We start from the raw sequence: 26,191 nt of genomic DNA, 5'->3' as shown, positions 1-26,191 counted from the left end.
CCATGGAGAAAAAATTCAATATAATAATTGCCGATGATCATGTGATGTTTTTGGATGGCCTCCACGCTATTTTGTCTGAGTTGCCAGAGATTGACACCATTCACTTAGCTACAGACGGTATGCAGGTTATGAGACTTTTACACCAGTTTAATGATGTAGAACTAGTGATTAGTGATATCAATATGCCCAAAATGGACGGCCTATCACTACTTACTGAAGTGAAAAAATTTGATCCTAAGATCAAGTTCTTTATTCTAAGCATGCTGGAAGATGTGCGCACCATTAATAAGGTGATTCAAAAAGAAGCCGATGGTTATCTCTTAAAGTTTGCAGATAAGGAAGAACTTAAAGCTGCAGTAAAAGATGTACTGGCCGGAGAGCAGCATTACTCTGATACCGTAAAAGAACGCTACATGAAAAGTGTCTTTGAAAAAAAGAAAAACCCTACGGTAGAGCTTTCGGCAAGAGAAACTGAGATTTTGAAATTATTAGCAGATGAACTTACCTCTAAGGAAATAGCTGAGCAGTTATTTATTTCGGTAAATACAGTAGAAACACATCGTAAAAATATATTGCTGAAAACCGGCTCTAAAACTACTACAGGAGCGGTAAAGTATGCCATAGAAAATGGCATACTCGATTAAAAACTGCTTATTCTAGTCTTAATGTTTATTATCTGCCTTCCTGTATACTTCAGGAATCTGGCTGTTAATACTATCTAGCATAGCATCAAAATTATCTTTATTACTAGGAAAAAACTCGCAATAGGTCATTTTACCAGTACTTAAGTCTAGCATGCATAGCATAAGTCCTTTGAGCTCTTGCGTAGCCGGACGCTCATCTCCCTCAATGGTGGGCTCAGACACTTCAAATCCTCCATATACTTTTTCAATATTATTTTGGTTAACCCAATGGTAATGGAGATATGGCTTTATATTATAATTAGGATGCTTTTTGGCCAATTTCTCTTTCATCTGTGCGAGTGCCTTTTCTCTCACTTCAGCCACTCGCCCATCCTTCGCCAGTCCTCTAAAATCAATGTATACATTCTTATTAAGCTCCGCAGTGATAGGAGTCTGATATATCCCTTTGGGCTCTAAGGGAGTAATGAAATTAAGAGTCATAGAAGCCGTATAATCACCCAAGTGTGGTCTAAAAACAGTGGCCGTTTTCACAGTCATTTCTCTGATCTCATCAGCCACTGGCTCATGGTCTAATTCCAAATTAATGGTCCAGTAACTAATCTCTCCTATCTTAACATTAGGGCCTAAAGCTGCCTTCAAATCTTCTTTTCGCTGATATGCCTCCAAAGCCTTTTGGTACTGACTTGCCAGGGTATACTCTTGCCCATCGTATGTTTTCCTAGGTACTTTCTTCTTGGCATCCCAGAAAAACATAAACTCTATCTCAGGTTTATCCACAGACTCTAGTTGATAATAAAACATATTCGGATTCATATTACCCTCATTAAAGTGCCGCCTTACATCGGTTATCACCCAAGCATTATCGTATTGTTCTTTTATTACTTTTTCAAGCTCCGCTTTTGCTTTCTTTTCTGATATAGAAAAAATCAAAATTATATCCATCCCGAGCTTCAGTATTAGAAAAGGTATCATAGTTATTCCTATTAATATTACAAGTCCTACACCTATGTAAATAAGTATCTTCATTGGTATTGAATTTTTTTGACAGTTTAAAGATAGATGAATCAAAACCCCTTTCATTCACTGAATTCCGTGATTATTATAATTCATCATAGCCAAAAAACAGCCCTCACGGAATTCAGTGAGTTTACCATTTCACCGCTAGTGGTTACTTATAAAAGCCACCCGCATGATAGCTTTGCTTCAGTTATTTAAAAAGAAATTTGTTATGGGATTACAAGAAAAAAAAGCTATTCAAGGTATTAAAGATCAATACTTTAACGATTACCAAAAAGAACTTAATGAAGTAGTAGGTAAAGAATTGCCTATTGACATTCAGTGGGATACTTTTAACACAGACCTAAACGCTATTAAATTTATTCCTAGCGTTTGCTTACAAAGAACGGTAGATGCTTTTAAAGAAATTTGCTCTGACGCTATAGGTAAAGAGGCTATTCAGGAAAGCGTACAAACTATAGTAGTTCATAATATAGAACCAGAAAATGCTGAAGCTAACAAAAGCCTGGTTTTTGACGGCGGTGTATTTACTATAAGAGCCAGCTACGGAGGCCATCACAGCGGATTTTTTACTGATCTCCAAATAAGAGAGTATTTAGAAAACGCTCTATAAAAAAGATCGAAATCTATTATCAATTGACAGCTGGGCTGTCTCAAGAGTAACTTTTAGGTCAGATTGATCTGTCGAAGACTTGACTATTTTGAATAGGAAGACTTTGCAAGCACCTCAATGTGACATTCACTAATTAAGTAACTACTTTTGAGACAGCCCATTTTTTATGCTCAAAAATTGAGTACATAAAAGTGCTTTCATTAACTCACTCATATTCAGGTCAAGGTATAATTGGTGAATTCATCATTTCCGAATAGATTTACCTTCTATAATTCATCTATTTCTATGACTACAGAAAATAAGAGCAGGAGCATGCTATGCATTCCCGGTAAATGGCAGAGCCGAGAAGAAATTCTTTCAGCTATCACCACCAGCAATATGAATGAATTCATTTTTGCCGGTAACGTGCTCTTAAACTTAAAAACCAACGAAGCTTTTGAAGTAGAAATTTATGAAAAGGATAGCTATATGAAGAATTCATTCCGCTACACAGGAATGATCAATGGTTTATCAGACGAATTTTTAAACGAAATAGATGAGCATAACCTGACCATATATCTCTCTACTGAAATTGGCGATCTTGAAAAAGCAAAGGGACTGGCCCTTGCAGGTAATGCCATTTTAAAAGCAGGCGGTATAGGAGTTAAAGTAGAATCTACAGGTATTTCCTTTACTAAAGAACAGTGGTCACAATCAATCAATAACCTGGAGGCCACTACCCTCTATCACATGTTTGTATTGCCTACAATCACTAATGGGCCAGACATCACCTACACTTGTGGCATGCATAATTTAGGATTGAAAGATTGCATTGTTTATAACGAAACTTTTCATGATGCTGCGCAGCTGATTTTTATTTTCAATTATTATCAGCTCCTGGAAAAGCCAGAAATTACTATCGGACAAACGTTTAGCACCGTCGCTGATGCTCCTGTGTTTTTAATTACTGAAGAAGAGCAGCAACCCAACCTTGGAGATGAGCTTTTTGAAAACCCTTACGGTATGTGGAAACTGATGAGGAAAGAAAATGCAACTCGATAGAGAAGCTTAAAAAAAACCCTGGATTTACCTCAAATTAAGACCAGGGATTTTACAGAAACCTAACATTAATACATAGAAATATCATTAAAGCGGATTTCCTTTACACTAATACTCATCTGTGGTGAAGTAGAAAAGCTATATCCGTCACTAAAAGATTCATTGTAAGAATAGACTCTACCTCCGCCGAAGGAAAGCTTTCTCAACAGCTCACCGGTGTTTTTATTATTAATTAAGATCTCCCCTTCCATATCTGTAATACTTTGAGATATCCATCGTAATAAATACTCATCAGCTATTGTAGGAAAGGCTATAGTTATACTCACCTCAGGTTTTGGAATGCTATCATTACTGTCATAGGCCTCTCTTACATAATAGTAGTCCACCGCCTGTAAATGGTATTCGTGGTACTCCTTCTCTTCAGGGGTTTTCATCCTGATTTTTATATCAGGAATGGGACCATTTTCCTGGGCATAACTTAGACTGAGCCCCATTATTAAAGCCACGCCTAATAGTATTAATCTTTTTGCTATCATAGTTTTATAGTTTCTCTTCTATTTTTTCTTGCATATAATCATTTGACCAAATGTCTTTGGCCGCCTTTCTCATATCTAGCTTTACTTTTAAAGTACCTGCTTCAAGGTCAATTCCATTTTCATCACCTCCAATAAGTAGTATTTCTTTCACACTCTCTTGTAAAGCCTCTTTACCCATAGCTTCTTCAGAAATCTTTTCTATGACGGCTCTAATCTTATCAACTATACCTATCCAAAGCATACGCATGACGGGCTTCATAGCTGCATCTGCAAACTCACCTTGTGTTTCTATTTTAATAGCTACTTCATTACCTAACAAGTGAGTTAGCTCTTCACTTACTTTTTTACTATGAGCACTAATCTGCAGTTTAGTAGGCACTGAGCTTTCTTGTAAAAACTCTTCATTTTCACCATCAGACAAGTTAAAAAGCCAACGCTGTGCTCTCGGCAGCTCAAGTGATTCTATAGCTTCAACGTACAAATACTTAAGATCTACTTTAGGCCCTTCCATTACACCGAGCAACACCACGCCATCAGATTCATGATAATTAAGAAGCCATCCTTCCAAATAATGAGTGGCCGTGCGAATGACTAAAAACGGAGGTTGTGGGTTTTCTTTATTCTTTTCTTCATTAACCCATTCATAAGCCTGTTTTAATATATCAATAGGCCTCTTAGCCGGTAATGACAATAATGCTTTAAAATTCATTTCTTCAAAAATTAATGTAATACAAAGCTATAATCAGCCATTCTCACAGACATCACTGAATTCCATGATATTGACATATCACTTTCAGTAGTGAAAAGATCGCCATCCTCAGCTTCTAACTTAGCAACGAATTAAAAATCAAGATTATGGAAGCTGAAAATAACATGTCTAAACTGCTGGCAAACATCTTAAAAGCCAAAGGTCTTACAGAAGAACATATTACTGCCTTAGAGGAATCAGGAGTACATAGTAAAGATGATTTTTCTATGATTGGTGACTACCAAACCCTGATGGATGTAACAGGTATTGATCAAGAAGTGAGTCAAAAAGTTATGTCGTGGGCGCTTGGAGCAACTACCTATGCTCCGGCAGCCCCAAACCCAAACACCAATAATGGAAATGGCAGCGGCAGCAGTGCTCCTATAATAGTTGAAAGTGCTGATGTAGTAAAATGTGTGCACTGCGGTGCCAAGCAGCCTAAGGATTATGAAACCGGAGACCTGTGTATCTCTTGTGGCCTACAGGCCGAACCTGTGCTCAGCTGCCACTGGTGCTATAGCTCCGGACCAGGAAAATTTTGTAGAGAATGCGGATCTGAATTTTTAGGGGCTTCTGACTATGAAATAGGTCTGTTTTTAAAGAAAGAAGGCGAATCTAAAAATGCTATAGTGAAGCTGGTAAAAGAAATGACTGCTCAAGAAAAAGAAGCGATTTGGGCTAAAATCAGAAAATCAAGATAACAGCTTATGGCATCAGTAATCTATTGTGAACAATGTGACGCACAGCAGCCCAACGACTGGAAGTCTGGCGACCTGTGCGTACAGTGCGGTGGTACCGTAAGAGAAGAGGTGCGTTGCGCTTGGTGTGCACACTCCACTCCTAAAGGTAAATTTTGTAAGCACTGTGGTAACGAAGTGCAGCCAGATATTAATTTTGGCCCAGCACGTATACTTAAAAGCTTAGGTGTAGATCAGCTAGAGCTGACTCAAAAGCTCAATGACCTCCCCGAGCCTAAGTTAGAACAGTACCGGAATCAATTTAACCAGCATTATGCTTATATAGAAATGGCTAAGGCTGATCTTCGCCGTCTGAAAGGTATGGTGCTCATTCAAGGACAGGAAAAGTTTAACCTATTAGAGAGAGAACTGCTACCGAAAATCCCTTTTAGTGATGATTATGTAGAAAAGTGTAAAGCTTATGCTAAGCAAGATGTTCCTGCTAATGACTTGGAGTTTCTCCGGAGAAGTAAGCAATTTAACAGTAGCATCAGTCAGGAACTAGCCAAAATTGCTTATCTGCGCATATCTCCTATTCCTGAAGAGGTCAATTTAAATGCAGCCACCTTAGATGTACTCAATAGCATACTTGATAATAAGGCGTCTTTCAGACAAGAAAATGTGCTATTCTTCAGTCACATCAACAGCTTTATGCCTGATTTTAACTGGAACTTAATTGCAGATAAAGATCAACAGCAAAGTAAAATCGGTAAAGACTTCATCCAACTGGTTCTAGATTTGGTAGAGCCTATGCTAAAAATAGGTTATCTGAAGCCCTACGCGGCCTTAGCATTCTATCACCTCCTCTATAGGTTAGAAAAAAAAGATCATCCTAAATATGATCGTTTTGAAACATTAGCCAAAGAAACGCTTGATCACCAGGACGATTCACTCAAGCTAAGCGCGGCATTGTTGTTTAATCATGTTGACGTCATAGTTAATATAGCTAAAAATGAGACCGCCATTGGAGCATATGCAATCAGATGGCTCCTTACTAATGCGCCAGATCGCTTACCAGACATTGCTAAAGGCGGCAAGGTTACCCGCACACAGTTCGAAGTGCTTGAAGAACAGGTCAAATATCAAAAGGAAGACTATCTCAAAGAACTAGCACATTGGGAAGATCTGAAAAGAGCACAGGCAGAAAGAACTCAGGAAAAGATCAATAAAATTGGGGATCTATATTATAACAACCGGGTTTATGAACAAGTAAAGCAGGAAAACGACCAGAAAATGGCTGAGCTCAGTGAGCGCAAACCACAGCCTCCCGCATTTCCTCAAGCCTTCCAAAAGCTTTGCCCTAAAGTAATTGCACTTATAACGGAAGCCACAGACTACCGAGCCGCTGACTTCAAAGACGAGAATGGTCGTACTTTTTACAGCCGCATTTTAGACTTCATTGGCGAATTCGGTGCTGTAAGTCAGCAAGATATTGATGCTGTAATTAATCTCAGTAAAAACTACCAACATTATGACGGAATAGAAGCACTTATAAAGTACCCTGCTCCTTCTGAACTAGATTACAGTAAGGCCGTTAATTTCTGGTTTGCCAGGCCAGAAGCACTTAAAACTTATGATGAGGGTGCCGCTTTCTTAAAACAAGCTTACCCAATACTCAAAGCTGGCAATTTTCCTGATGCTGGCTTTCTAAACCGAATATTGTTCTTCATTAAAATTCATTTGAGAAAGATCAATAGTAAAGATGGTGTTACAAGAGGCATAATCCTCAACATTTTTAGGACGCTCTCCGAAGCCCATGATACTATTTCTTATGTTTTCGCCAAGTTCCTTATCCAGGCAATATTTAATACGCAAAATTTCTTGGCCGCAGACTGGTTTACTTTTATCGCTTATAATCAAGGCTATTTATCAGGTGATTATTATGTAGAAAAGGACTCTGAACCACGAGCATTCGCTCTAACAGAAACTTTTATAAATGACTTTTTTGAGGGTTCCTGGGAGCAATTTATTTACAAATACAGCCAGGTGATTTCCTTTAAAAATACCATTGGCTCAGAAGCTAACCACAGTCAGCTGATAGACCGTTGGATAGAGCCGGTAGCCACAGATTTTGCGGCTGTGCTATACGAAAAGCCAGATCTTAGTAACATGCTTTTAGAAGCTCATAAAGAGGCTAAGCTGTTTAAGAATAACGGAATCCTGCATATTCGTACAGAAAATGGCCATTTCCCTTTTATAGAAGCGCTGGGTAATAAGTCTTATTGGGACAGTGGTGATGTTATGCTCTATTATCACAGGCATAACGACCTTCACTACAAACAACCAGAAGCCTGCCTTAATAATTTTCAGGATTGGCTCATAAGAGACAACTTCTTGAACTACTACGGGCCTGTATTTGATAAATATGCTCGCCATTTTTTCACCTTCTCTGTAAACAGTAATGAAGTGCCCGTGGGCATGATTCGTTCCTGGCTGCACTTATCGGCCGCAACTGCTACAGATGAAAAACGTTCTCGTTTTTTTAATGATCAGTTCAGCTGCCTGGTTCCTTATTCTGGCCGCGATGAAATGGTTACTGTCATGCGTGAAGGAGAAGATTTTCAGCTTACCGGTCAGTATGTAATCGACAATATGTTCAGTGATTTCAATGAATTACTGGCTTACGCCGAAGCTAATTTTTACAAAGGCCTTAATGCTGATACTAACAAATTTGTACTACACGCGCTCAAAGATCTGGGAGAAGCATTAGCCAATTATTTAACTGATGAGGAAGATAAGGATAGCCTTATGTCATGCCTCCTCAATATGGGCTTATATAAGGAAAATGACAATCACGAGCTAGAATTCTGGACTGATCCGTTGCTGGATGTTATGCTGCAGCTTGCATCAATAATGGAAGATAAGAAACGAGCACTAATTTCTATTTGGCAGGTTGCTGATGTACATTTCAACATTACAGAAAGGGTTTATGATTTTGTGAAAGAAGAAATAGCCCGCATCATTCAAGCCGACCAGGTATATGGCATACAACTTCTCCATTCTTATTTGGATGATTATTATTTCGGCAAACACGGAGCTCCCTGGGTTACTGATATCATGGAAGAATGCGTAGAAGATATAGCCCTTGGGTTTAAAGAAAACCCTGACCTCATGCTTGTAGAAGTGGACAACCTCATCAGGTATATCAATAAAAAGGCCTATGATAGCGATCAGGAAAGAATTCAAAAAGAATATAAAAAGCATATATTAAATGTGCTTAAACACATACGGGTAGAAGAAATACCAGATCAGTTCATTTCTTATCTGAAATTTAAAATGAGGAACAACGAGTTAGATTTCTTCTTCACCACTGATCTGGAACGCTGGATGAGCGATAATGATATTGCTTACGAAGAAGAGGAAGAAGCTCCTGCTCCTACTCCAGAGATCTCAGAAAGTAGTACAGCGGCCATTCCAGAAGATATAGATTATGATGCTGATGAGATTTATATGGATCTCATGGAGGTCAGCACGTTTATGGGCACCTTTTCGGCTACGGCAGAAAATATGACTAAGCTGATCAATCATTTGCCATATTATAAAAAAGACAGAAGCAATAATCCTATGCTGCTCTCTATTCTTATGATGAAGCAAGCAGAAATAAAGGCTTTTCTGGAAAATGATATGAGCATGGCTATCAACCTCTACCAGAAACTGTTGGAGATTATTATTGATCCGCTTTGCGCTCCTGATGGCCCATTTTCTGCTTACGGACAACTTGCTGCTATGCAAATACAGCAGTTATTACAAGGCTCTATGTTTGCCATGCAATATATCACTTCGCTAGAGGCTATGGCAGGAGCTGGTGTCTATTCGCCCGCACATCAGCAAATGATTCAAAACACTATTCAAGAACTTAAAAATCAAGGCTAATAATGAATAAATTTGTATTACCAGCCGAAAATGAATTGCACTGGGCCATAAGTTTATCGGCCCTCCAAATGCAAACTCTGGGTAATTGTGATCATGAAGATTTGCTCGGATATGATCATACTAACGAAAGCATAGTGAGCTACTTCAAAGACTATCTTTTCACCCATAATATTTATAGCAAAAAAGATGTGAACGATGCGCTTTTCTTCTACGCAAATGACCGCATGTATAATAAAATGTTCCATCAAATGAGCCATCAATCTGACCTCCTCACAGAAGAAGAGTTTGATAGGCTTATAGATGAAGAAGAAACAGATACCAATAAAAAACGGTTAAAACTGGCGCGTTTGTACAGCCCTTCTCTAAAAAGAAGCGGCCTCATCGGGTATGACATTTCTTCTTACATACTGTTATGTCGAATTTGTGTGCTCTGTGGTTATCTATATGAAGAAGAGCTAAGGCGAAGAGTAATGGACATAGCACCTCTAGCCCGTCTCTATTTCAACAATTGGGAAGCATTTAATAAAAATGTAGTGCTAGGCGATCAGTTTATGAAAGGTGAACTGGATATGAATAACGAGGCCATTAACCCTGTAAACCCCATGCTAAAAAGCTATCATCAGCTTTATGCCTCCACCGGAACAGAAGCTTTTCCTTTTAAAAATGATTACTGGTCTGAAGAATCTAAATAACCATGGTAGAAGAATTTATTGAAATACTGGAAGCCGTAAAGGAATCTTATCTTGTGTGCGATGTAATACATACGCAAGTAGAGTTAAACAAAGCAGCCAGGTTATTACCTGAAATAGAAGATGAGGAACAACTCACGGCCTACCACAAGCTAAGTATGAAAATACTCAGCTGGCTCTATCCTGCAGATGAACAAAATGCGGCATCTGTTCTGTCACATTTAGATGCCTTGGAAGGATTAAACCAAGCCGATGAAGCTGATTACGTCTATGCCACTACCTATTATGCATGGTGTGATATAGATATATTTGAAAAAGGCCTTAAGTTATTTCCTAAAAGCATCGGTCTGAAAAAAAACCTGGCTAACTATTTTGAGCATCAGGGAGAATACGAAAAAGCACAAGCCTGCCTTACAGAAGTGATGGATCAAACTCCTTATGATCTCGATGCTTTAATGGACAGTCAGATATTTTACCAACGCGAAACAGAAACTCTAGCTGGTAAAGATCATTCTGACATTAATGAAAGCAACATCAAAAGGCTGGTTGAAGTAACTGGTAAAAGCTATCAAATCCATTTGCAGCAGGCGCTACTAACTTCAGACGTGGCAGCGTCAATTCTTATAGATAATGAGGTGAGTAGTCACTTGTCACTGAACTATGCCCGCCAGGGAGAATGGCAACAAGCGGGAGAAACCTGGCATGCGTTGAGTACTGAAGAGGCCCTTGATAATGATAGTTTGCTGGCCTTTGCAGAACTTAATAATATGTCGAGTAGGTATGAAGGCACGCTGGCTCTGTTGGAAAATTATGAAGCACCTTCAACTCAAGACAGTTTTAATTCATTGGAAGATGCTATTAAGCATTGGGAATCAAAAACGCCAACTTCCCGGCAATATAGCCGTGCGCTCTACTTAAAAGGGGTAGCACTTAAAGCAGAAGGAAAAGCGGAACAAGCTATTGCGTTATACGACCAGGCATTGGAAATAATGCCAACTAATACACAGGCTACCTTGGGAAAAGCTAGAGCTTATTATGCCCTTCAAAATTATGAAGACTCTTTTAACCTAATTAATAAGGCTTATGAATTAGGGCTAAGCAACACAGCCTATTATAATGAATACGCTGAGATCTATTTCGGTTTGAGAGATACACAAAGGCTATATCAGATATTAAACCGGCTCCACCAGACAGAGATGGTTAGAGCCCGCACAGCTTATCTGATGGGAGTAGCACTTTATGGTGGCGGACAATTTAAAAATGCTGTAGAATGGCTTACTAAATGCATTGAAAACTTCGGATCGCATCATGATATGGCTAATGCAATATACTACCGGGCCCTGGCATACCGAGCAGAATTTAACTTTACCGAAGCCATTAAAGATACACAGGCTCTATTTCAATTTTACCCTCAAGGCAGCCCCAACTATTGGCATGCTATGCTGCTAATGGGAGATATGGCATACCAACTCAATGCAAATGATAAGGCTTATGATTATTTTGTAGCCGTCAATGCACACCAACCTCTGGAAGGTATTTACAAACTGTACATGCAACTGCTCATTCATGATGGGTATAATGAAGGTTCAGAATATGGCACACCTGAAAATATTGGAGATCTTTCTTTAGAATCATTAATTCATGAACCAAAAGATGCCATTGATTATTTAGTAAATGCGAAAGTGTTCTCTATTTTCGACATGCCAAAAGAGGCAGTAGAAGCATGTATCAAAGTGGCTGAACTGGGATTCAAACCAGATGTTTATTATTACTCCGCTTTCAATACAGCCTATGCCGCCAAGCAATATGCTATTGTGGTCAATTTATATCATAAAATTCTTGAGCTGGTACCCACGGCCTTTAACGATGTACTTTCTGCCAAATGGGCTTTTTCGTTATATAAGTTAGAAAGGTATGAAGAAACAGTAAAGGCATACCAAGAAATACTGTACAACTTCCCCAGTATTTCTGATGATCTGGACAGCACCATTAAGTGGGCCAAAGTAATAGCAGAAAGCCATTACCACCTGGGCCATTATAATGAAGCCGTAAAGTATTTGGGCATAGTATGTAGTCGTAAAAAGCAGCTCAGCTATCAAGACCTGTTTGATTTTGAAAAATACCTGACTTGCAGTGATGATTACGACCCATTTACCCAATATAGCCTATTAAAAACGCTTGAAGAAGATGGTGCAGAACTCTCAGAAGAGCAACAAGCAAAACTTAAGAAAATAGAAATAAAACTGCTCAATGAGCTAGTTCATGGAGATTTTTAATTTATGAAAAGGAGGCCGTTTGGAGATTAAGCGGCCTTTTTGTTTTATTCAAAGTGATGAAACTTTTCCAATGTCATTCTGCAACTCGAAGAATGTACTTTCTACTGACTATTGATGACAAATGAAGTATCAACTTCATAATTAAGGTAAGTTGCCATAAGGCCGGTCTATACTTCGAGTTCCCTCAGCATGACCTCAAGTTTTGTGATATTAACTTATGCCTTAGCTTGACCTGGTTTGGGAGACTGATAGCTTTTCCAAAGTCAGCCTGAGGCTCTCGAAGGGTAGACTGTCTGAAGACTCACAGCTTGATAATACACATAACAAAAGGTCAACCCAATGGTAAAAGAGGTTTCCATAACCCTTCCCAAGATTATAGGTCAATTTGGGCTAGTCTCTGCTTTATAATCTGGATCAGCGGGTGAGGTTAAATCCAAAAAATCTATAATGAAGTCATCAAGGATATAGCCATTAAAATTAGTACCTATTTCATCAAATATTTTTTCTCTAAAAGCTGCGGGAGACATATAAAGCTCGGCAAATTCGAAATGCTTACTGGCTCTTCTCAAGGCTTCTGTGAATTTGTTTTCGAATAGAACTCTTAACTGGGCAATATCAGTGGCCTGTTTGCCACCAATAGTTTTAGCCACCTGAATTATATCTATCTCAGTATCATTTACTCTAATGAAAAAGGTGATGTTAATATCTGCTCTAGCATTATCCTTGCAGGTAATACCATCGTGACGTAAAAGCGAAATGGTAAGAGACTTAAGCGTGATATCCATCACCTCGAACTTGTGAATAAAAGGTACAGCATACAATTCGGTGAAAGAAACATGAACGCCCTTTTTATCGGTTTTTATGAGTGCTTGGCCTTGAGCCGCCTTTTTTCTAATTATCAAGAAAACGACCAAAGCTGCCAAAATGATAATTCCTAAAAAAAATGATAAAGTGTACACTGGTGTTGATATTATATTATTAAGTCTTACATTGATAGTTGTAAAAATACTCTATAATATGAGTATAAGGGTTTTACTCTTATTTTATTAAATATCATCATTAATTAAGCTCTAAAATTTGGTATATGAATGAGCTGATGCAATGCGTTAATACACTACTACTAAGAATCCAATGAGAAACCCTATTAATGCAGAGCCCAGGGTAATAGCAGTATTTTTTGATTTATTCTCTGAAATTCTACTTATGATTCGTTGTGGATCATAAGTATCATCGTTTATAAGATACAGCTCTGATTCCTCCAAACGATAAAATTCCGCTTTACATCTGTAGCAAGAACTTAATAAGTCGGGGCCCTTTTCTTCCGTTATTAACACCAGGTTGGCATTAATAGAACAAGCTTCTCCTCTTAAAATTTCTATGGCTTTTTCCTCATTACAGGCCACTGTTAGACCTGTTTCTCCAAGCTCTATTTCTCCAAGTTTTTGGGTGGATGCTTCGTCGAGCAAAATATGCCTCGTAATCTTCACATAGCAATTAACATAATCAGATTTATCTGCTTCATATCCATTTCGGGCTATCCGATAACTACAACTAGAAAAAAGTAACACTGAAATCAAAAAATAAAATAGTCTTATCATTATTTAACCACTAAAAGTTATTATCTGGTTGCATTCAAAAAAATTATAAACATCCAATCCACCAGCAATTTGGGTCCAAATTAATAAATTATAATATTTTTATACAATATTAATTTAGCGTAAGGTTATAATAAGAGTTTTATTTCTGTTGGTTTGAGTTTCAAATTAATGCACGGAAGAAATTGATAATCAAGCTAGAGGCAAGCTGAAAGCAATTCTATATTATCTAGTTAATGCTCATGAAATCACGAACATTTCAGAGCGATTAGTGAGGTCAATTGTATAGTATGTACATTCTCTATACTAAACCATAATTACATTGGCGAATGATTAAGTAACATAATCGAGGGGATGAATAATTAAAATCTAGATGCGGTCGGAAAATAGCATCCGAAATTTTCAACGGCTTTTAATATAGAATTGGAAAACGATTCTAAATCAGATTATAAAATAGTATATAACTCATAATGTTATTCCACTATTTTAAATTTGGGTTTAAATAATCTTTTTTCTTTTAAAATGATCTTATTTCTCAATTGAAAATATAAGATGGAACCTATAATTGGTAGAAAAAAAACTACCAAAAGCCAAATAATATTAATATGTAGCTTTTTAAAGCTCCGAACAGATATATCAAAAATTGCCCAAAACCATAAAAATATTGTTGAAATTATATAACCGATGATTAATACTTTATCCATAGCTCCTATTTTTTTTTGAACTATAATTTAATAAAATATAATATATTGTAAAACAATAAATATAATTTTTTTAATATAAACATAAATTTCCACTACTACGGAATCATTTCAACACTGATCATTCTAATTTTAGCACTAGGTACTACAATGATATCTGGTGGTTATATTAATTTGATGGTTTATGAAGCCATTGGTGTTATCCCTATCGCTGCTTGGTTGATTTACATTTTACTTTTCAATGTTTTCCTTTTTAAATCACCTCCGCATATTTCTGTTGAATTACTGAGGTATATGCATATTGCTAATACTGTGATCAGTTGGATTTATCTTAACTCATACTTTCAATATGCCATAAGTTGTTGCCCTGACCAATATGAATCTATGTCTGATTGGAATGCTACAAAGGCTTTGACTTGGATAGTGTTTGTCCCTTTTATTCTTTTAATACTCTGCGTTCAAGGTTGCTTTTTCGACTTTATTATGTGGAGAAGAAGGAAAAAGCATTGAAAGTTAAGAGCATAGAGAGCTCCGAAGCCGCGGTTATAAATGAATGCCTTTTTTAAGACTGTTGCTTAACATTTATTTCCAATGGATACTTCTTTCCACTTACCTCTGTAGTTCCCTTTAGAGTTATCCACTCTTCATTTACCGTGAGCACCACGTTTACTTCATTATGCTCCATAAAGTAAAGGGCAATATCATAATCATATTGATTTTCTTCATTGATCAAAATCTCACCATGCTCATTTAGCTCCACTTGCCGGGCATAGAACTCGGGAGAATACAGGGCATAGTCAAACTCAAAGTCTTCGGTCTCGCAAAGCTCATTAAAAACCTTTTCGCTCGCTTTTATAGTCAGATCAATTATCTTCTTACCTTCTACTTTTACTACACTTTTTTCATGATCGATGCCTAATTCATAATCTCCCAATAAAAATGCTTCTTTTATCTTATCCATTTTCTTTTCTAATCTTCTTGCTATAATTTGCTGGCAATAAATATACTATGACTTACAACAATTTAAAATTCATAACCCTTGTCTTCTGTCTTATTTCCTGTGGTACTCCGCAAAAGGAAGAGGCAAAAACAGATGAAATTCTCCCTACCACAGACTCTATGGCCATTGAGGAAGAGCCTGAAGTAATCGAAACACCGAAAGAACCGATTTCGGATACTGCATTTGTGGTCCTTAAAGATTATGCCAGCGGCTTTTTTTATGATATGAAATATGCCACTGAAGACAATTTTCTTAAAAAGGCTGTTTATGATTGCCCTGACTGCATGATCAGAAAAGAGGTGGCCGATGGCCTGATACAGGTAAATGATTCTCTGTCCAGCAAGGGTTATCACATCAAGTTTTTTGATTGTTACCGCCCGCTTGATGTTCAAAAGGCTATGTGGAAAATATATCCCAACGCTAAGTATGTGGCTAACCCTTACACCACCGGATCTATCCATAACAAGGGTGGAGCTGTTGATATCACCTTGGTTGATGACCAGGGAAATGAATTAGATATGGGTACAGGCTTTGACTTCTTTGGTGAAGAAGCCCATCATGCTTATCAGCAACTTCCTGATACGGTATTGAATAATAGAAAGCTATTAAAATCTACCATGGAGGCCTTTGGATTCAACGCCATAAGAACTGAATGGTGGCATTATAACTACACTGGTAGCAGTAGTTATAAGGTGTCGAATTTTAAAACAGAGTGTGATTGAAAAATCATTTTCAATCACTTTATGCTATTTTCCTTCAACTAATAGCTCTTTTAATTCATACCCACCTTCAAGAAATGATTTTGTCTCAAAAGGACTACTAAAAATTGGCTCACCTTTTTCTATTATCTCAATCAACTGACCATTATTGAAATAATACCTCCCTTCATACGCTAACACCATTCGTTTTTTGATCAATGTAAAAACAAAATCAGTCTTGATGACATTAACTTTTCCGAAAACATGAAGTCTTGCTGGCAGGAGGTTGCCGCCGACCCAAGGTTTATCTGCAGTGCTAGTCTTACTAACAGAGTAGGCTTGCTAGAGCTTGGTTAAAGGTATTGCTCATATTCTTCAATTTTGGCAGCAAGCCTGTTATTTAAGTATTCGTTTTTATTGCTCAACACCTGATTGATCAATTTAGCTTCTTGATGATAGCCATTGATTTTCTCTATACTCCAGTGGGCCGGTGGTTTTTGTAGATTGGTAATTCTGTCTGCCAATTTTACCAGGCCCACTTCTTTTTCTAAGAGAGCAACACGTTTTAAGCTGTCTGCCATTCGCTCTTTTTTTGAAGGCAACTCAGCATTTTTTGTCAATGCCAGCACTCCTTCAGCTACTCTTTCAGAAAATTTCTGCGCAAGCTCTTCGTATGTAGTTTCAGTATCTTCCAGTGTATCATGCAAAATTGCTACCTGAATAGACAACTCCAGATCAAAATCACCTTTGGCCTGATGAGCCACCATTACCTCCATAGCCACATTAGAAATATGAAGTAGATAATTAGCCTCCGTGCCGGGTACCTTTTGTGACTTGTGTTTCTCTCCGGCAAACTTCATTGCACTTTGGTATATTTCCTGAATCATAAATCTTTAAAATCAATATATCTTGGCGGAACATGATCTGTTAGCCACACACCATTTTCTGATTGATAAAATAACAGTCCATCTTTATACATTTGATCAGTATTTACAGTAAGCACCGTAGCCTTTCCATAACGGCTGCCTACCTGCATGGCCACATCCGTTTGAGCCGAAAGGTGTACATGATGTCTGTCTCTTTTTAAAAGTCCTTTTTCTTTAATAGAATCTATATTGCGTATAGCAGTACCATGATATAAAATGACAGGAGGCTCCTTTTGCTCCAATCCTAAATCTACTTTTAAGGAATGACCTTGATTTGCTCTGATCTTCTGCTTATCTGGCGAGAATATAAATCGCTTTTTGTCATTGTTATCAACAATCTCGCTTAGCTTATCCACATCCAACGAAATAGAGTGAGCATTACATTTTTCCACAAGTTCTGTTACGGAAGCCCAACCTGCATTGTCTAGTTTTAAACCAATCTGTTCCGGTTTATGCCTGAGCACCAGGCTAAGAAATTTTGATGTTCTTTTTTCTTCTCTTGAATCCATCTTCACCTTATTTTAATTTTCAAACAATCATAAAGAATAAAGTGCTTATAGTCATGCACTAATCATTAAATATTGGCAAAAAGTAGGAATATCATTTAAAAGCTATAACTTCCATAATAATTAAACCAACCTATGAACCTACAAAAGCACCTCATTGATTTATTCTTATTCAATGACTCCACTAATAAAAAACTGTTAGCCACCATAAAGCAACTGGAAGACAAGCAGGAAAGCATCAGACTGTTTAGTCATCTCATAAATTGCCAGTATAAATGGAAAGCCCGGCTGGATCAGTATCCTGATGTACAATCTATGAGTTGGTGGGAACCGGTATATAGCGTAGAAGAGTTGGAAGAAGAATGGAACAAAAGCTTACAACCTTGGCTCATATATTTAGGTAACAATGATGAACAGGCACTAAGAACTGAAGTAAGCTTTTTCGGTCAGGATGATACGCCCTGGGCAGCAGAGCCAAAAGATATTATCCTGCAGCTCAACTATCATTCGATCCACCATAGAGGTCAGATCCAGACTATTATCAGGACTCAGGGACATACTCCTGACTTTGTAGATTATATAGCCACTAAATATAGAAAGCTTTAACTTAACAGTAAGCTATAAACGTATATCTTGAAATTTCCATTCAAATGGCTTTTTTAATGATTTTATTGAAGGCAACTTTTCAAGTTCAAATGATTTCCACACTTTGCTTTCCTCTTCTTCATCTGTATCCTCATTATAAGTGATGGTAGCAATACTCATTTTTCGGGTAGAAAAGTTAATACTATAATTGGTTGAGTTCATGGTAGCTCTGTGCGTTTCATCAGACTCATAACCAATAAGCTCAAAGCGCTGATTTTGATAGCGGAATTTGTACTGGTGATTAGACATATACCAGCTGCCGGCACTGTACCAAAAATGAAAGTCTATCTGTAAAACACCATTTTTGTCTATCAAAATCCCGTCAAAAGGCTCATCCATAGTGGGCGAATCTCTCAGTATAATGAATTCATTAGACTGTAATTGCTTTTGATAACTTCCATCTGATTGGCCAAAATATATTCCTAGCACGCGGGGGTTAAGATCTACAGTATCTACGCCTAGCCCATCATTTAACTGCAGGTTCTTATCATCCGTGTTTTGAATCACAAATGCTAGGTCTTCGATGCCATCTTTATTAAGATCTCCTTTGGCCTCCGCAATTATTTTCCATTCCTTAAAGGTCAGGTCACTAAGATCATTACCCTTTTGCTTTAGCTCTGGAATACCTGTCTGCGCACTGGCGTAAAACCCTCCTATTAACAATAAGCCTGTAATTATGCTCCTTTTCATTATCAACACTTTCTAAAATTGTGCCTCAAAGATAGATGTCTTGATTCTGAAAAGCTTCTGTTAACAGAACAAATAGATTATGAATCTTGTGAGTTCGTCTAGCCTTCGAGTGCCTACCAATGACGTAATACACTAAATAGGTATTTGTTCAAGCTCATAACCTAATTCTTTAGCTGTTTTTACTAGCCATCTTTCCCTATGGAGCTGCATTTTTTCTTCATATGCTTTGATGCCCCGTTCTGTGTAATCAAGCCCTTTTACCATAAGCCGCCAGTAGAGTACGGCCAGTTTTCGGGCGGTAGCTTTAGTGGCTATGCCTGGACCTCTTTTGCTTTTCAATCTACGCCCAAAAGCTCCCAGTGCTATCTTTTTGCTTTCTATTAAACTTTGGGCTATTTGTCTGAATATTTGTCCTGCCTTTGGCCTGTACTTTCTGTTTCTGGTTTTATTTTTCTTGCCAGACTGGTGTTGACCTGGAGATAATCCTAGCCATGAAGTGAAGTGTTTCTCGCTGGGCCACTTACAAAGTTCCATGCCTATTTCAGAATACAATTGTAGCCAGGTATAATCGGTAATACCCGGTAAACACGTAGCATCTTTGCCTGAAAAGATTTTGAGCAGGTGTCCTCCTAAGTGGTCTATATCAGGTTTATTATGTCTAACAGGTTTTCGATCTTTGACAGAATCTATTTCATTTTTGCTTTCCATATCTGAATCGTAGTTATTGAACCGCTTCATGACTTCTTCCAGTTTTTGGTCACATGCCAGTATTTGTTGTTTATAAAATTTGTAACCACCGTATGCCTGTCCCAAAGCAAATAACCCTGACTCGGTATAATAGCCTGAAAGTGCCTTGATGACTTGAGAGGCTTTCTTTTCTCTAATACTGCTATGGCACAGGGATAAGAGCTTTTGGGCATCACGTTCCCCTGCCAGGATGGCTTCTATGATCGCCAGACCACTGGCGCCATGTATCTGACTGAGCACTTCTTTGAGCCGGATGTTCATCTCTATTAGCGCCTTTTGCATGTGGTTTACATGCATAGAGGCTGTTCTGAGATGATCTTCTCGCAACCGCTGGTAAGCACGAACTTCCTTCACTTGTGCATCGGGAACAAAACAGCGATTCAATAAGCCATGACTATGAAGTTGCTGAATCCATTGACAGTCCTTTACATCAGTCTTTCGACCTGGTACTTGTCTTGTCTGGCGCCCATCTACTAACCAGACATCTAAACCTGCTGATTCTAGGATCTCATAAAGGATGATCCAGTAAACGCCGGTGGCTTCCATGGCCACTGTCTCGATCCCCTCTGATAATAAATAACACGATGCCTCTTTAAAACTTTCAGTGAAAGTCTCAAAAACACGAACATCCTTGTTTTCCACGGATACGAAAATGTGCTTGGCTCCTATATCTATGCCTGCAGCATTTGCTCTCATCTTTTTCATGACTAATATTCTAAAAGTTAAACAAAGACCTGTAGGATGAAATATTGTACACGACAGACTACCAATCGGACATTCCTATAAAAACAAGGAAGTACCATACTTTGTGACTCCTTTCTATCCAACCATGCTCAGGGACAGGCAAATTGCACTATGCCAGGTTCGGCTATATTGTACAGGCCACTTCTATTCTTAACGTCATTTCTTTTTGTGCGGTTGAAACAAATGTTAGGTCTCAGGCTGACTTTGGGTTAGTTAATAGGTTACAGCAGTTGGTAATGCTGATGGAATCGATGCGCAGTGCGGCTTTATGGAAACTCATGTTCATTATCTACTCTTGCCTCTTATTTTGCATTGTTTATTCACAAGCATGCAGAAAGTCTAGCCTTCGAGTGCCTCAGGCTGACTTTGGGTTAGTTAATAGGTTACAGCAGTTGGTAATGCTGATGGAATCGATGCGCAGTGCGGCTTTATGGAAACTCATGTTCATTATCTACTCTTGCCTCTTATTTTGCATTGTTTATTCACAAGCATGCAGAAAGTCTACCCTTCGAGTGCCTCAGGCTGACTTTGATTCTGTTAATTTTATGCGAAGCGGTGTCAATAATAAAATAAGAAAGAGCTTTTTACTTACATTTTAGTAAGCTCATAGTCAATCCTCTCTTCTACAGCCATAGAAGGTTCACCTAAATTGGCATTAATTATCTTACCTTCGGGGTCAATTAATATGTATTTTGGAAGTGACTTAACATTATAATTATTGCTAAAATCTGAATCAAAGGCATTGGGAACGTACAACTCTCCACTTTTATCTAGATCTTCATTTTTGGTTAAATGCTTTATCCAACTTTCTCTATCGACATCTAGTGAAATTCTTAATATTTCAACATTAGGCTGATCTTTATACTTATCGGCCATTTCCAGTACTCGTGGCCTTTGCATTAGGCATGGTCCACACCAAGTGGCCCATGAATCTATAAACACTAGTTTTCCCTTTAATTCTGATAACTTTCTTTTAGCACCATCCACCCGTTCGGCCGTAAAATCATAAGCATTCACACCACTTTGAGCAGCAAAAAATGACTCTGAAGTTGCTTTAATCATATCATAATACTTATTTGATTTTTCCCCTTGTACGATCTCCTTTAACGTCTGTGTATCTAAGAGTTTTTCATGTTTTTCCCAGGTACTTGGCCTGCTAATAATACCTTTAATATATTTCGCTTTTAGAAAATCAGAAAGATCTGCATTGTCGGTTTCGGAAGCTATATAATCTAAAAAGTCCTGGTTGCTCTTTATTGAGTCATTTTTAAGAAGATAGGTTATCTCATGCTTATAAAGTAGGTTTATATAGAGTGTCTTGGCCAGCTCATTGTTATTATCAATATCTTTTATGAAAGAGTAAAATTCATGTTCAACCGGATATTTCTTTACTATTCGACCTAAATAAAATAAAAAGGAATTGATTCTTGCGGTATTTTGATATAACAGAAGATCTTTCTCCTTGTTGGTTAGCCTATCAGCATAACCTTCTATTTGTTTTCTTCTTAGGTTTTCAATATTTCTAAAAAATGAGAGTAAAGTATCCGGCTCATTGTCGCCAAAAACGAAAGCAGTATTTTTACCGATGTATTCATTGTTACTTGTCCATAAATAGTTAAGTAATGAATCTCCCAAATGATTAGTTTGGATGGTAGAATCTTCGGCAACCATTATATCCATTACTTTGCCAGGATAAAGAATAGTTAAATAGCTTTTTTTCTCATCCTTAGTCATGATACTACCTATGGTGGTATAGCTCACTTTTGCATTTACAGGTTTTGCATTAGCCTGGTTTATTCCAGCCTTCACCAGTATTAGTTCTTTACTCAGTTCATGGATGTAAATACTGTCAATATCATCATTTTCAGAAGTTATATTTATGGAAACAGTACGCTCAGATTCGCAGGCCATTATAATGCTAAGTAGACAGAAAATTAAGAGTAGATTTTTCATAGGTTTGGTATAAGGAGATATAATCAATTGTAATGAAGTGATCAATCTAATTCATTAATCAAACATATAATAATTATTTTGATATATTTTATTGATTTGAAGAGCAGAGATTAAAATAATTATCAATCCTATTTGCCAAGCTTTGCTTAAGATTTACTTTCATAACTATATTATAATAGACAAATAGCATTGTAAAATGGAAATTTTGAAAGCATTGTTTACAAAACTGGCTTCTAAGTACACTGAAGACCTTAGGTTAATTAATCAATTTTGGGAGGAAATTGAAGTTGGGTATTCGAGCCCTTTCCGGCATTATCATAATCTGAATCACCTGAAATACATGCTAGATAAAATGAATGAACATCGTGGTCTTCTCAATGATACGGACACCATCATATTCTCAATTTTTTATCATGACATCGTTTATGATGTTAAAAACTCCTATAACGAGGAAGAAAGTGCATCTTTTGCAAAAGAAAGGCTAAAGAAAATGAAAGTATCAGAATCAATAACCAAAAAATGCGAGCATCAGATTATCTCTACCAAGAAGCATCAATTAGATGATGATAGCGATACTAATTTCTTAATTGACTTTGATCTCGCCATTCTTGGAGAAACACCGCATAAATACAAAGCGTATACACAGCAAATAAGAAAGGAATACGAAATCTATCCTGATGAAGTATATAACAGCGGAAGAAAAAAGGTAGTTGAACACTTTCTGGATATGGAGAATATCTTCAAAACCAGTGAATTTCAATTAACTTTTGAGAAACAGGCCAAAGAGAATCTTAAAGCTGAATGGCTGACTTTATGAAGTATTAATCAACAATGCTTCGCTGAGCGCGAAACATTGTTTTCTTGAATCTATTAACTCTTATACTGTTTTTAACACTCCTGAATCAGCTCTTAACGAAGCTCCGTTAGTAGCTACTGATAGCGGACTAGAGAGATACACGGCCAGGTTAGCAATTTCTGTTGGTTGAATAAAGCGCTGGAGTAAAATGTGTGGATTAGATTGTTGAATAATCGCATTTTGCATTTGCTCACTACTGAGATTCTGCGCTTCTGCTATTTGTTCAACTACTGAAGCTACACCATCAGAATATGTAGGGCCACCAAGGATAGTATTTACCGTTACCGCTGTTCCCAAGGTCCTTTTAGAAAGTCCGTTAGCAATGGCCGATAATGCCGCTTTTGTCATTCCGTAATGAATCATGTTTTCAGGTACATTAACACCAGACTCACTACTAATGAAAATGATTCTGCCCCACTTTTTTGACAGCATTACAGGCAAAAGCTGTCTGGTTAAACGTACGCTACTCATCACATTTATATCAAAGTAATGGTACCAGTCGTCATCTGAAATCTGTTCGTATTCTTTTATTTCAAAAATGCCGAGATTATTAACCAAAATATCAATATCTGTCAATTGAGCCAACAAACTTTCCACTTCTTGCTTTTTGGTGAAATCGGCGGCAATCATAGAAATATGGCCTTTTGGAAATTCCAGTTGGAGATTATTTACAGCCTTTTCACACCTTTCAGCATTTCTGCCATTGATTATTACCGATACCCCTTCAGCTAATAACTGTTTGGCTATAGCATAGCCGATTCCTTGGGTTGAGCCACTTATAAAGGCCTTTTTTCCTTTTAATTCTAAATCCATTTTATATTTATGTAATGATTGTTCAATAAATAATCAAAAAAATTATTGTAAGACCTGCAGTTGTAATTCTATCTGCTGACGCAGAATACTCCTATCAGGATATATCCTCCTTAACGAATTGATTCCACACCATAAAGTAATCAGGTGCTTGCCGAGTACATCGGCAGAAATGGTGGATTGAAGATTTCCCTTTCTCTGTTCTGTAATTATAGTGTTAGTATAAAGCTCCTCTGTATCCTTAAGTATTTGTGCGGCTTCCTTTTCAAGATCTTCATCTACAAAGGTCATTTCTACAACCGTATTAGCAACAATACAACCCTTCATGTGATACTTTTCACCTTCGTCGGCTATCCCAAGAAAGAAATTTTTTATTAATTCTATCGGTTCCTCACTTCGTTCCAGCAGCTCTTTAAACTTGTTCAAGTCCTCACGTCTCTGCTGAAGAGAACTTCTAAATAATTCCTTTTTACCTCCTTTGAAGTTATTATATATGCTGCCAGCTCCTGCACCTGTGCTCTTGCTTAAATCTGCCAATGAGGTAGCAATATAACCCTTTTCCCAAAATACTTCTTGGGCTCGTTGTACTAATTCTTGGTTATTATGAATAATTGGTCTTCCTTTCATATTATTGTAATGTTCATTACAATAATACATAAAAGCTAGAATTTTGACAAATTAGCCATTTCTTGTGCTCATTTGGAGGTAAGCTAAATATGAAGTCTTTAAACTAGTTTCGCCCAAAAATCAGCAGGATGTATAGTTATTATTAGATATATTTCCTTGTAAAAGGTGTTTTAAATGCAACTCTCTATCTAGCTAATACATAGATTATTCATCACGACGGTACAGCATGATGGAACCACAGCCGAGTTACACTGAACCGTGTCGAAGATTAGACGATCTGTTCAGACTCATTGTTTAATTACGCCTCAACTGTTTTGACTTCTTCATCTTATGTGCTATTTGCTGATACTTACACACAACAGAGATTGAAATAAAAATCGATCAATTCTTCGACACAGCATAATTATCGGTTTAAACTTGAGAGGTTGAAAGTATTTAAGTAAAGGGTAATTACTATTATCTTGTTAAAAAGACCAACGACATTTTTTAAAATCAAAAACTTAATAAGTCTTACCAAAATACTCACTTCTTACCCATGGTTCCTAAATGTGTATGCTTAAAACTATCAGGGTATTTTAAGCCATAACCTAACATTCTATCGAGAGAAATATGGGCAAATACAATAATGGCAATTAATAAACCTGTTTGACTGTGAGTATAGATACTCACTATTGCAATTATAGCTCCCACTAACCTATGGTGGCAAATATTATAGGTAATTGCACCTATTTTGGGATTAACAGCATAGCCTATCATTCCAATATCCGGCACAAACAAGAGTGCAGGAAACCACCACCAAGCCATATCTAACTGAGTAAATAAAATGATACAAAGGCCAAAAACAGCGGCTTCTTCTAATTTCAATGTAGTTTTCATAATTATCTTTGTTTTACATTGCAAAGCTGGGCCCTCCAGAACAGAAACCACTTGACATATATCAAGAATTAGGAGCTTGCTTTTTTCCTAATGCGACTGAGCGTTTCTGGAGACATACCCAGCATTGAAGCGATATACTGTAATGGCACCTGGTTAAAAAGCTCTTTGTTATGCTCAAAATAATATTCATATCGCTCTTCGGCGGTCATGGACAGATGCCTATATATGCGCTGTTCCATCATAATGAAACATTTTATGATAAAGCCTTTTTCGATCTCATGCCATTTGGGTACCAATTCACCCAATAATTTATAATCATGTTTAGAAATGTAAGAGATTTCGGTATCTACTAAAGCTTGAATAGTAAGCTCAGACTTAGCTTCTGTAATATAACTTGAAAGATCTCCCGAAAAATAGCCTGTAGTTGATATCCATTGGGTAATGTCTTTTTCCGCAGTAGCTACAAATTGTCTTAACAAACCCTCATGCACAAAGCTTAACTTGTCACATACATGACCAGGATGCAATAGATATTCTCCCTTCTTTATGGTTGAATGGTTAAAAAGTGATACAATAGTTTTTAAATCTGCCTTAGGTATCTCTCCAAAAAAAGTAGTGATATATTGCTCAAGTGCGGTCATAGTTG

Annotated in this window: 27 protein-coding genes; 10 read left to right on the top strand and 17 right to left on the bottom strand. The window is 37.4% G+C overall.

What is annotated here, in order from left to right:
- The first annotated feature begins 2 nt into the window (after positions 1–2).
- Positions 3–644: a response regulator transcription factor gene (locus LVD15_RS07780; RefSeq protein WP_233779734.1), complete on the top strand. Its 642-nt coding sequence runs from the start codon at positions 3–5 to the stop codon at positions 642–644.
- Positions 645–662: 18 nt separating this feature from the next.
- Here LVD15_RS07780 and LVD15_RS07775 read toward each other — a convergent pair whose 3' ends face one another.
- Positions 663–1,670, bottom strand: a complete 1,008-nt coding sequence (locus LVD15_RS07775) for a hypothetical protein (protein WP_233779733.1) — start codon at positions 1,668–1,670, stop codon at positions 663–665.
- 202 nt (positions 1,671–1,872) lie between these two features.
- On the opposite strand from LVD15_RS07775, the gene LVD15_RS07770 reads away from it, so the two are divergent.
- Positions 1,873–2,274 carry a hypothetical protein gene (locus tag LVD15_RS07770; protein WP_233779732.1) on the top strand — a complete coding sequence of 134 codons (402 nt, stop codon included), beginning with the start codon at positions 1,873–1,875 and terminating at the stop codon, positions 2,272–2,274.
- A gap of 285 nt (positions 2,275–2,559) precedes the next feature.
- Positions 2,560–3,315: a DUF4261 domain-containing protein gene (locus LVD15_RS07765; protein WP_233779731.1), complete on the top strand. Its 756-nt coding sequence runs from the start codon at positions 2,560–2,562 to the stop codon at positions 3,313–3,315.
- 65 nt (positions 3,316–3,380) lie between these two features.
- Here LVD15_RS07765 and tssD read toward each other — a convergent pair whose 3' ends face one another.
- Positions 3,381–3,848, bottom strand: a complete 468-nt coding sequence (gene tssD / locus LVD15_RS07760; protein WP_233779730.1) for a type VI secretion system tube protein TssD — start codon at positions 3,846–3,848, stop codon at positions 3,381–3,383.
- Between the two features lie 4 nt (positions 3,849–3,852).
- A complete protein-coding gene (locus tag LVD15_RS07755) occupies positions 3,853–4,557 on the bottom strand; it encodes a hypothetical protein (protein ID WP_233779729.1) in 705 nt (234 codons plus the stop codon).
- A 146-nt stretch (positions 4,558–4,703) separates the two neighbouring features.
- Here LVD15_RS07755 and LVD15_RS07750 point away from each other — a divergent pair, with 146 nt between their 5' ends.
- The 4 genes from LVD15_RS07750 to LVD15_RS07735 are packed head-to-tail and all read left to right on the top strand — an operon-like array spanning position 4,704 to position 12,171.
- Positions 4,704–5,297 carry a hypothetical protein gene (locus LVD15_RS07750; RefSeq protein WP_233779728.1) on the top strand — a complete coding sequence of 198 codons (594 nt, stop codon included), beginning with the start codon at positions 4,704–4,706 and terminating at the stop codon, positions 5,295–5,297.
- A gap of 6 nt (positions 5,298–5,303) precedes the next feature.
- The gene (locus LVD15_RS07745; RefSeq protein ID WP_233779727.1) at positions 5,304–9,206 is read left to right on the top strand and encodes a zinc ribbon domain-containing protein; all 3,903 of its coding nucleotides are present in this window, start codon (positions 5,304–5,306) and stop codon (positions 9,204–9,206) included.
- Positions 9,207–9,208: 2 nt separating this feature from the next.
- Positions 9,209–9,898 carry a DUF1266 domain-containing protein gene (locus tag LVD15_RS07740; protein ID WP_233779726.1) on the top strand — a complete coding sequence of 230 codons (690 nt, stop codon included), beginning with the start codon at positions 9,209–9,211 and terminating at the stop codon, positions 9,896–9,898.
- A gap of 2 nt (positions 9,899–9,900) precedes the next feature.
- Positions 9,901–12,171, top strand: a complete 2,271-nt coding sequence (locus tag LVD15_RS07735; protein WP_233779725.1) for a tetratricopeptide repeat protein — start codon at positions 9,901–9,903, stop codon at positions 12,169–12,171.
- 380 nt (positions 12,172–12,551) lie between these two features.
- Here the strand turns inward: LVD15_RS07735 and LVD15_RS07730 are convergent, their stop codons facing one another.
- From LVD15_RS07730 to LVD15_RS07715, 4 genes are all read right to left on the bottom strand, one after another.
- Complete coding sequence (locus LVD15_RS07730) at positions 12,552–13,094, bottom strand: SPFH domain-containing protein (protein ID WP_233779724.1); 543 nt, start codon at positions 13,092–13,094, stop codon at positions 12,552–12,554.
- A 183-nt stretch (positions 13,095–13,277) separates the two neighbouring features.
- Entirely contained in the window at positions 13,278–13,769 is a 492-nt protein-coding gene (locus LVD15_RS07725) for a hypothetical protein (protein ID WP_233779723.1), read from the bottom strand.
- Between the two features lie 470 nt (positions 13,770–14,239).
- Positions 14,240–14,470 carry a PLDc N-terminal domain-containing protein gene (locus LVD15_RS07720; protein WP_233779722.1) on the bottom strand — a complete coding sequence of 77 codons (231 nt, stop codon included), beginning with the start codon at positions 14,468–14,470 and terminating at the stop codon, positions 14,240–14,242.
- Between the two features lie 559 nt (positions 14,471–15,029).
- Positions 15,030–15,428 (bottom strand): hypothetical protein, encoded by a 399-nt coding sequence (locus tag LVD15_RS07715; protein WP_233779721.1) that lies wholly within the window; start codon positions 15,426–15,428, stop codon positions 15,030–15,032.
- A 47-nt stretch (positions 15,429–15,475) separates the two neighbouring features.
- Here LVD15_RS07715 and LVD15_RS07710 point away from each other — a divergent pair, with 47 nt between their 5' ends.
- On the top strand, positions 15,476–16,189 hold the full coding sequence (locus tag LVD15_RS07710; RefSeq protein ID WP_233779720.1) for a M15 family metallopeptidase: 714 nt from the start codon (positions 15,476–15,478) through the stop codon (positions 16,187–16,189).
- A gap of 24 nt (positions 16,190–16,213) precedes the next feature.
- On the opposite strand, the gene LVD15_RS07705 is transcribed toward LVD15_RS07710, so the two are convergent.
- The 3 genes from LVD15_RS07705 to LVD15_RS07695 form a co-directional block, all read right to left on the bottom strand.
- Positions 16,214–16,369: a hypothetical protein gene (locus LVD15_RS07705; protein WP_233779719.1), complete on the bottom strand. Its 156-nt coding sequence runs from the start codon at positions 16,367–16,369 to the stop codon at positions 16,214–16,216.
- Between the two features lie 149 nt (positions 16,370–16,518).
- The gene (locus LVD15_RS07700; protein ID WP_233779718.1) at positions 16,519–17,052 is read right to left on the bottom strand and encodes an HD domain-containing protein; all 534 of its coding nucleotides are present in this window, start codon (positions 17,050–17,052) and stop codon (positions 16,519–16,521) included.
- Complete coding sequence (locus LVD15_RS07695) at positions 17,049–17,600, bottom strand: RNA 2'-phosphotransferase (RefSeq protein ID WP_233779717.1); 552 nt, start codon at positions 17,598–17,600, stop codon at positions 17,049–17,051. Before LVD15_RS07695 ends, LVD15_RS07700 begins: the two co-directional genes overlap by 4 nt.
- Positions 17,601–17,732: 132 nt before the next feature.
- Between LVD15_RS07695 and LVD15_RS07690 the strand changes: the two genes are divergently transcribed.
- Entirely contained in the window at positions 17,733–18,203 is a 471-nt protein-coding gene (locus LVD15_RS07690) for a DinB family protein (RefSeq protein WP_233779716.1), read from the top strand.
- Positions 18,204–18,215: 12 nt separating this feature from the next.
- Here LVD15_RS07690 and LVD15_RS07685 read toward each other — a convergent pair whose 3' ends face one another.
- From LVD15_RS07685 to LVD15_RS07675, 3 genes are all read right to left on the bottom strand, one after another.
- Positions 18,216–18,932, bottom strand: coding sequence for a hypothetical protein (locus LVD15_RS07685; protein WP_233779715.1), 717 nt, complete (start codon positions 18,930–18,932; stop codon positions 18,216–18,218).
- Positions 18,933–19,064: 132 nt separating this feature from the next.
- On the bottom strand, positions 19,065–20,384 hold the full coding sequence (locus LVD15_RS07680; protein WP_233779714.1) for an IS110 family RNA-guided transposase: 1,320 nt from the start codon (positions 20,382–20,384) through the stop codon (positions 19,065–19,067).
- Between the two features lie 627 nt (positions 20,385–21,011).
- Positions 21,012–22,376 carry a TlpA family protein disulfide reductase gene (locus tag LVD15_RS07675; protein WP_233779713.1) on the bottom strand — a complete coding sequence of 455 codons (1,365 nt, stop codon included), beginning with the start codon at positions 22,374–22,376 and terminating at the stop codon, positions 21,012–21,014.
- A 196-nt stretch (positions 22,377–22,572) separates the two neighbouring features.
- On the opposite strand from LVD15_RS07675, the gene LVD15_RS07670 reads away from it, so the two are divergent.
- A complete protein-coding gene (locus tag LVD15_RS07670) occupies positions 22,573–23,193 on the top strand; it encodes an HD domain-containing protein (protein ID WP_233779712.1) in 621 nt (206 codons plus the stop codon).
- A 60-nt stretch (positions 23,194–23,253) separates the two neighbouring features.
- Here LVD15_RS07670 and LVD15_RS07665 read toward each other — a convergent pair whose 3' ends face one another.
- From LVD15_RS07665 to LVD15_RS07650, 4 genes are all read right to left on the bottom strand, one after another.
- On the bottom strand, positions 23,254–24,045 hold the full coding sequence (locus tag LVD15_RS07665; RefSeq protein ID WP_233779711.1) for an SDR family NAD(P)-dependent oxidoreductase: 792 nt from the start codon (positions 24,043–24,045) through the stop codon (positions 23,254–23,256).
- Between the two features lie 42 nt (positions 24,046–24,087).
- Complete coding sequence (locus tag LVD15_RS07660) at positions 24,088–24,669, bottom strand: TetR/AcrR family transcriptional regulator (RefSeq protein ID WP_233779710.1); 582 nt, start codon at positions 24,667–24,669, stop codon at positions 24,088–24,090.
- 522 nt (positions 24,670–25,191) lie between these two features.
- A complete protein-coding gene (locus tag LVD15_RS07655; RefSeq protein WP_233779709.1) occupies positions 25,192–25,545 on the bottom strand; it encodes a DUF4260 domain-containing protein in 354 nt (117 codons plus the stop codon).
- Between the two features lie 68 nt (positions 25,546–25,613).
- On the bottom strand, positions 25,614–26,186 hold the full coding sequence (locus LVD15_RS07650; RefSeq protein ID WP_233779708.1) for a Crp/Fnr family transcriptional regulator: 573 nt from the start codon (positions 26,184–26,186) through the stop codon (positions 25,614–25,616).
- Positions 26,187–26,191: the final 5 nt, after the last annotated feature.

Source organism: Fulvivirga maritima, from assembly GCF_021389955.1.
Classification (GTDB): domain Bacteria; phylum Bacteroidota; class Bacteroidia; order Cytophagales; family Cyclobacteriaceae; genus Fulvivirga; species Fulvivirga maritima.
This window is presented reverse-complemented; position numbering and strand designations above follow the sequence as displayed.

Coding starts and splice junctions, on each gene's coding strand:
- LVD15_RS07780 (WP_233779734.1), top strand. CDS start 3: ATGGAGAAAAAATTCAATATAATAATTGCCGATGATCATGTGATGTTT.
- LVD15_RS07775 (WP_233779733.1), bottom strand. CDS start 1,670: ATGAAGATACTTATTTACATAGGTGTAGGACTTGTAATATTAATAGGA.
- LVD15_RS07770 (WP_233779732.1), top strand. CDS start 1,873: ATGGGATTACAAGAAAAAAAAGCTATTCAAGGTATTAAAGATCAATAC.
- LVD15_RS07765 (WP_233779731.1), top strand. CDS start 2,560: ATGACTACAGAAAATAAGAGCAGGAGCATGCTATGCATTCCCGGTAAA.
- tssD (WP_233779730.1), bottom strand. CDS start 3,848: ATGATAGCAAAAAGATTAATACTATTAGGCGTGGCTTTAATAATGGGG.
- LVD15_RS07755 (WP_233779729.1), bottom strand. CDS start 4,557: ATGAATTTTAAAGCATTATTGTCATTACCGGCTAAGAGGCCTATTGAT.
- LVD15_RS07750 (WP_233779728.1), top strand. CDS start 4,704: ATGGAAGCTGAAAATAACATGTCTAAACTGCTGGCAAACATCTTAAAA.
- LVD15_RS07745 (WP_233779727.1), top strand. CDS start 5,304: ATGGCATCAGTAATCTATTGTGAACAATGTGACGCACAGCAGCCCAAC.
- LVD15_RS07740 (WP_233779726.1), top strand. CDS start 9,209: ATGAATAAATTTGTATTACCAGCCGAAAATGAATTGCACTGGGCCATA.
- LVD15_RS07735 (WP_233779725.1), top strand. CDS start 9,901: ATGGTAGAAGAATTTATTGAAATACTGGAAGCCGTAAAGGAATCTTAT.
- LVD15_RS07725 (WP_233779723.1), bottom strand. CDS start 13,769: ATGATAAGACTATTTTATTTTTTGATTTCAGTGTTACTTTTTTCTAGT.
- LVD15_RS07720 (WP_233779722.1), bottom strand. CDS start 14,470: ATGGATAAAGTATTAATCATCGGTTATATAATTTCAACAATATTTTTA.
- LVD15_RS07715 (WP_233779721.1), bottom strand. CDS start 15,428: ATGGATAAGATAAAAGAAGCATTTTTATTGGGAGATTATGAATTAGGC.
- LVD15_RS07710 (WP_233779720.1), top strand. CDS start 15,476: ATGACTTACAACAATTTAAAATTCATAACCCTTGTCTTCTGTCTTATT.
- LVD15_RS07705 (WP_233779719.1), bottom strand. CDS start 16,369: ATGGTGTTAGCGTATGAAGGGAGGTATTATTTCAATAATGGTCAGTTG.
- LVD15_RS07700 (WP_233779718.1), bottom strand. CDS start 17,052: ATGATTCAGGAAATATACCAAAGTGCAATGAAGTTTGCCGGAGAGAAA.
- LVD15_RS07695 (WP_233779717.1), bottom strand. CDS start 17,600: ATGGATTCAAGAGAAGAAAAAAGAACATCAAAATTTCTTAGCCTGGTG.
- LVD15_RS07690 (WP_233779716.1), top strand. CDS start 17,733: ATGAACCTACAAAAGCACCTCATTGATTTATTCTTATTCAATGACTCC.
- LVD15_RS07685 (WP_233779715.1), bottom strand. CDS start 18,932: ATGAAAAGGAGCATAATTACAGGCTTATTGTTAATAGGAGGGTTTTAC.
- LVD15_RS07680 (WP_233779714.1), bottom strand. CDS start 20,384: ATGAAAAAGATGAGAGCAAATGCTGCAGGCATAGATATAGGAGCCAAG.
- LVD15_RS07675 (WP_233779713.1), bottom strand. CDS start 22,376: ATGAAAAATCTACTCTTAATTTTCTGTCTACTTAGCATTATAATGGCC.
- LVD15_RS07670 (WP_233779712.1), top strand. CDS start 22,573: ATGGAAATTTTGAAAGCATTGTTTACAAAACTGGCTTCTAAGTACACT.
- LVD15_RS07665 (WP_233779711.1), bottom strand. CDS start 24,045: ATGGATTTAGAATTAAAAGGAAAAAAGGCCTTTATAAGTGGCTCAACC.
- LVD15_RS07660 (WP_233779710.1), bottom strand. CDS start 24,669: ATGAAAGGAAGACCAATTATTCATAATAACCAAGAATTAGTACAACGA.
- LVD15_RS07655 (WP_233779709.1), bottom strand. CDS start 25,545: ATGAAAACTACATTGAAATTAGAAGAAGCCGCTGTTTTTGGCCTTTGT.
- LVD15_RS07650 (WP_233779708.1), bottom strand. CDS start 26,186: ATGACCGCACTTGAGCAATATATCACTACTTTTTTTGGAGAGATACCT.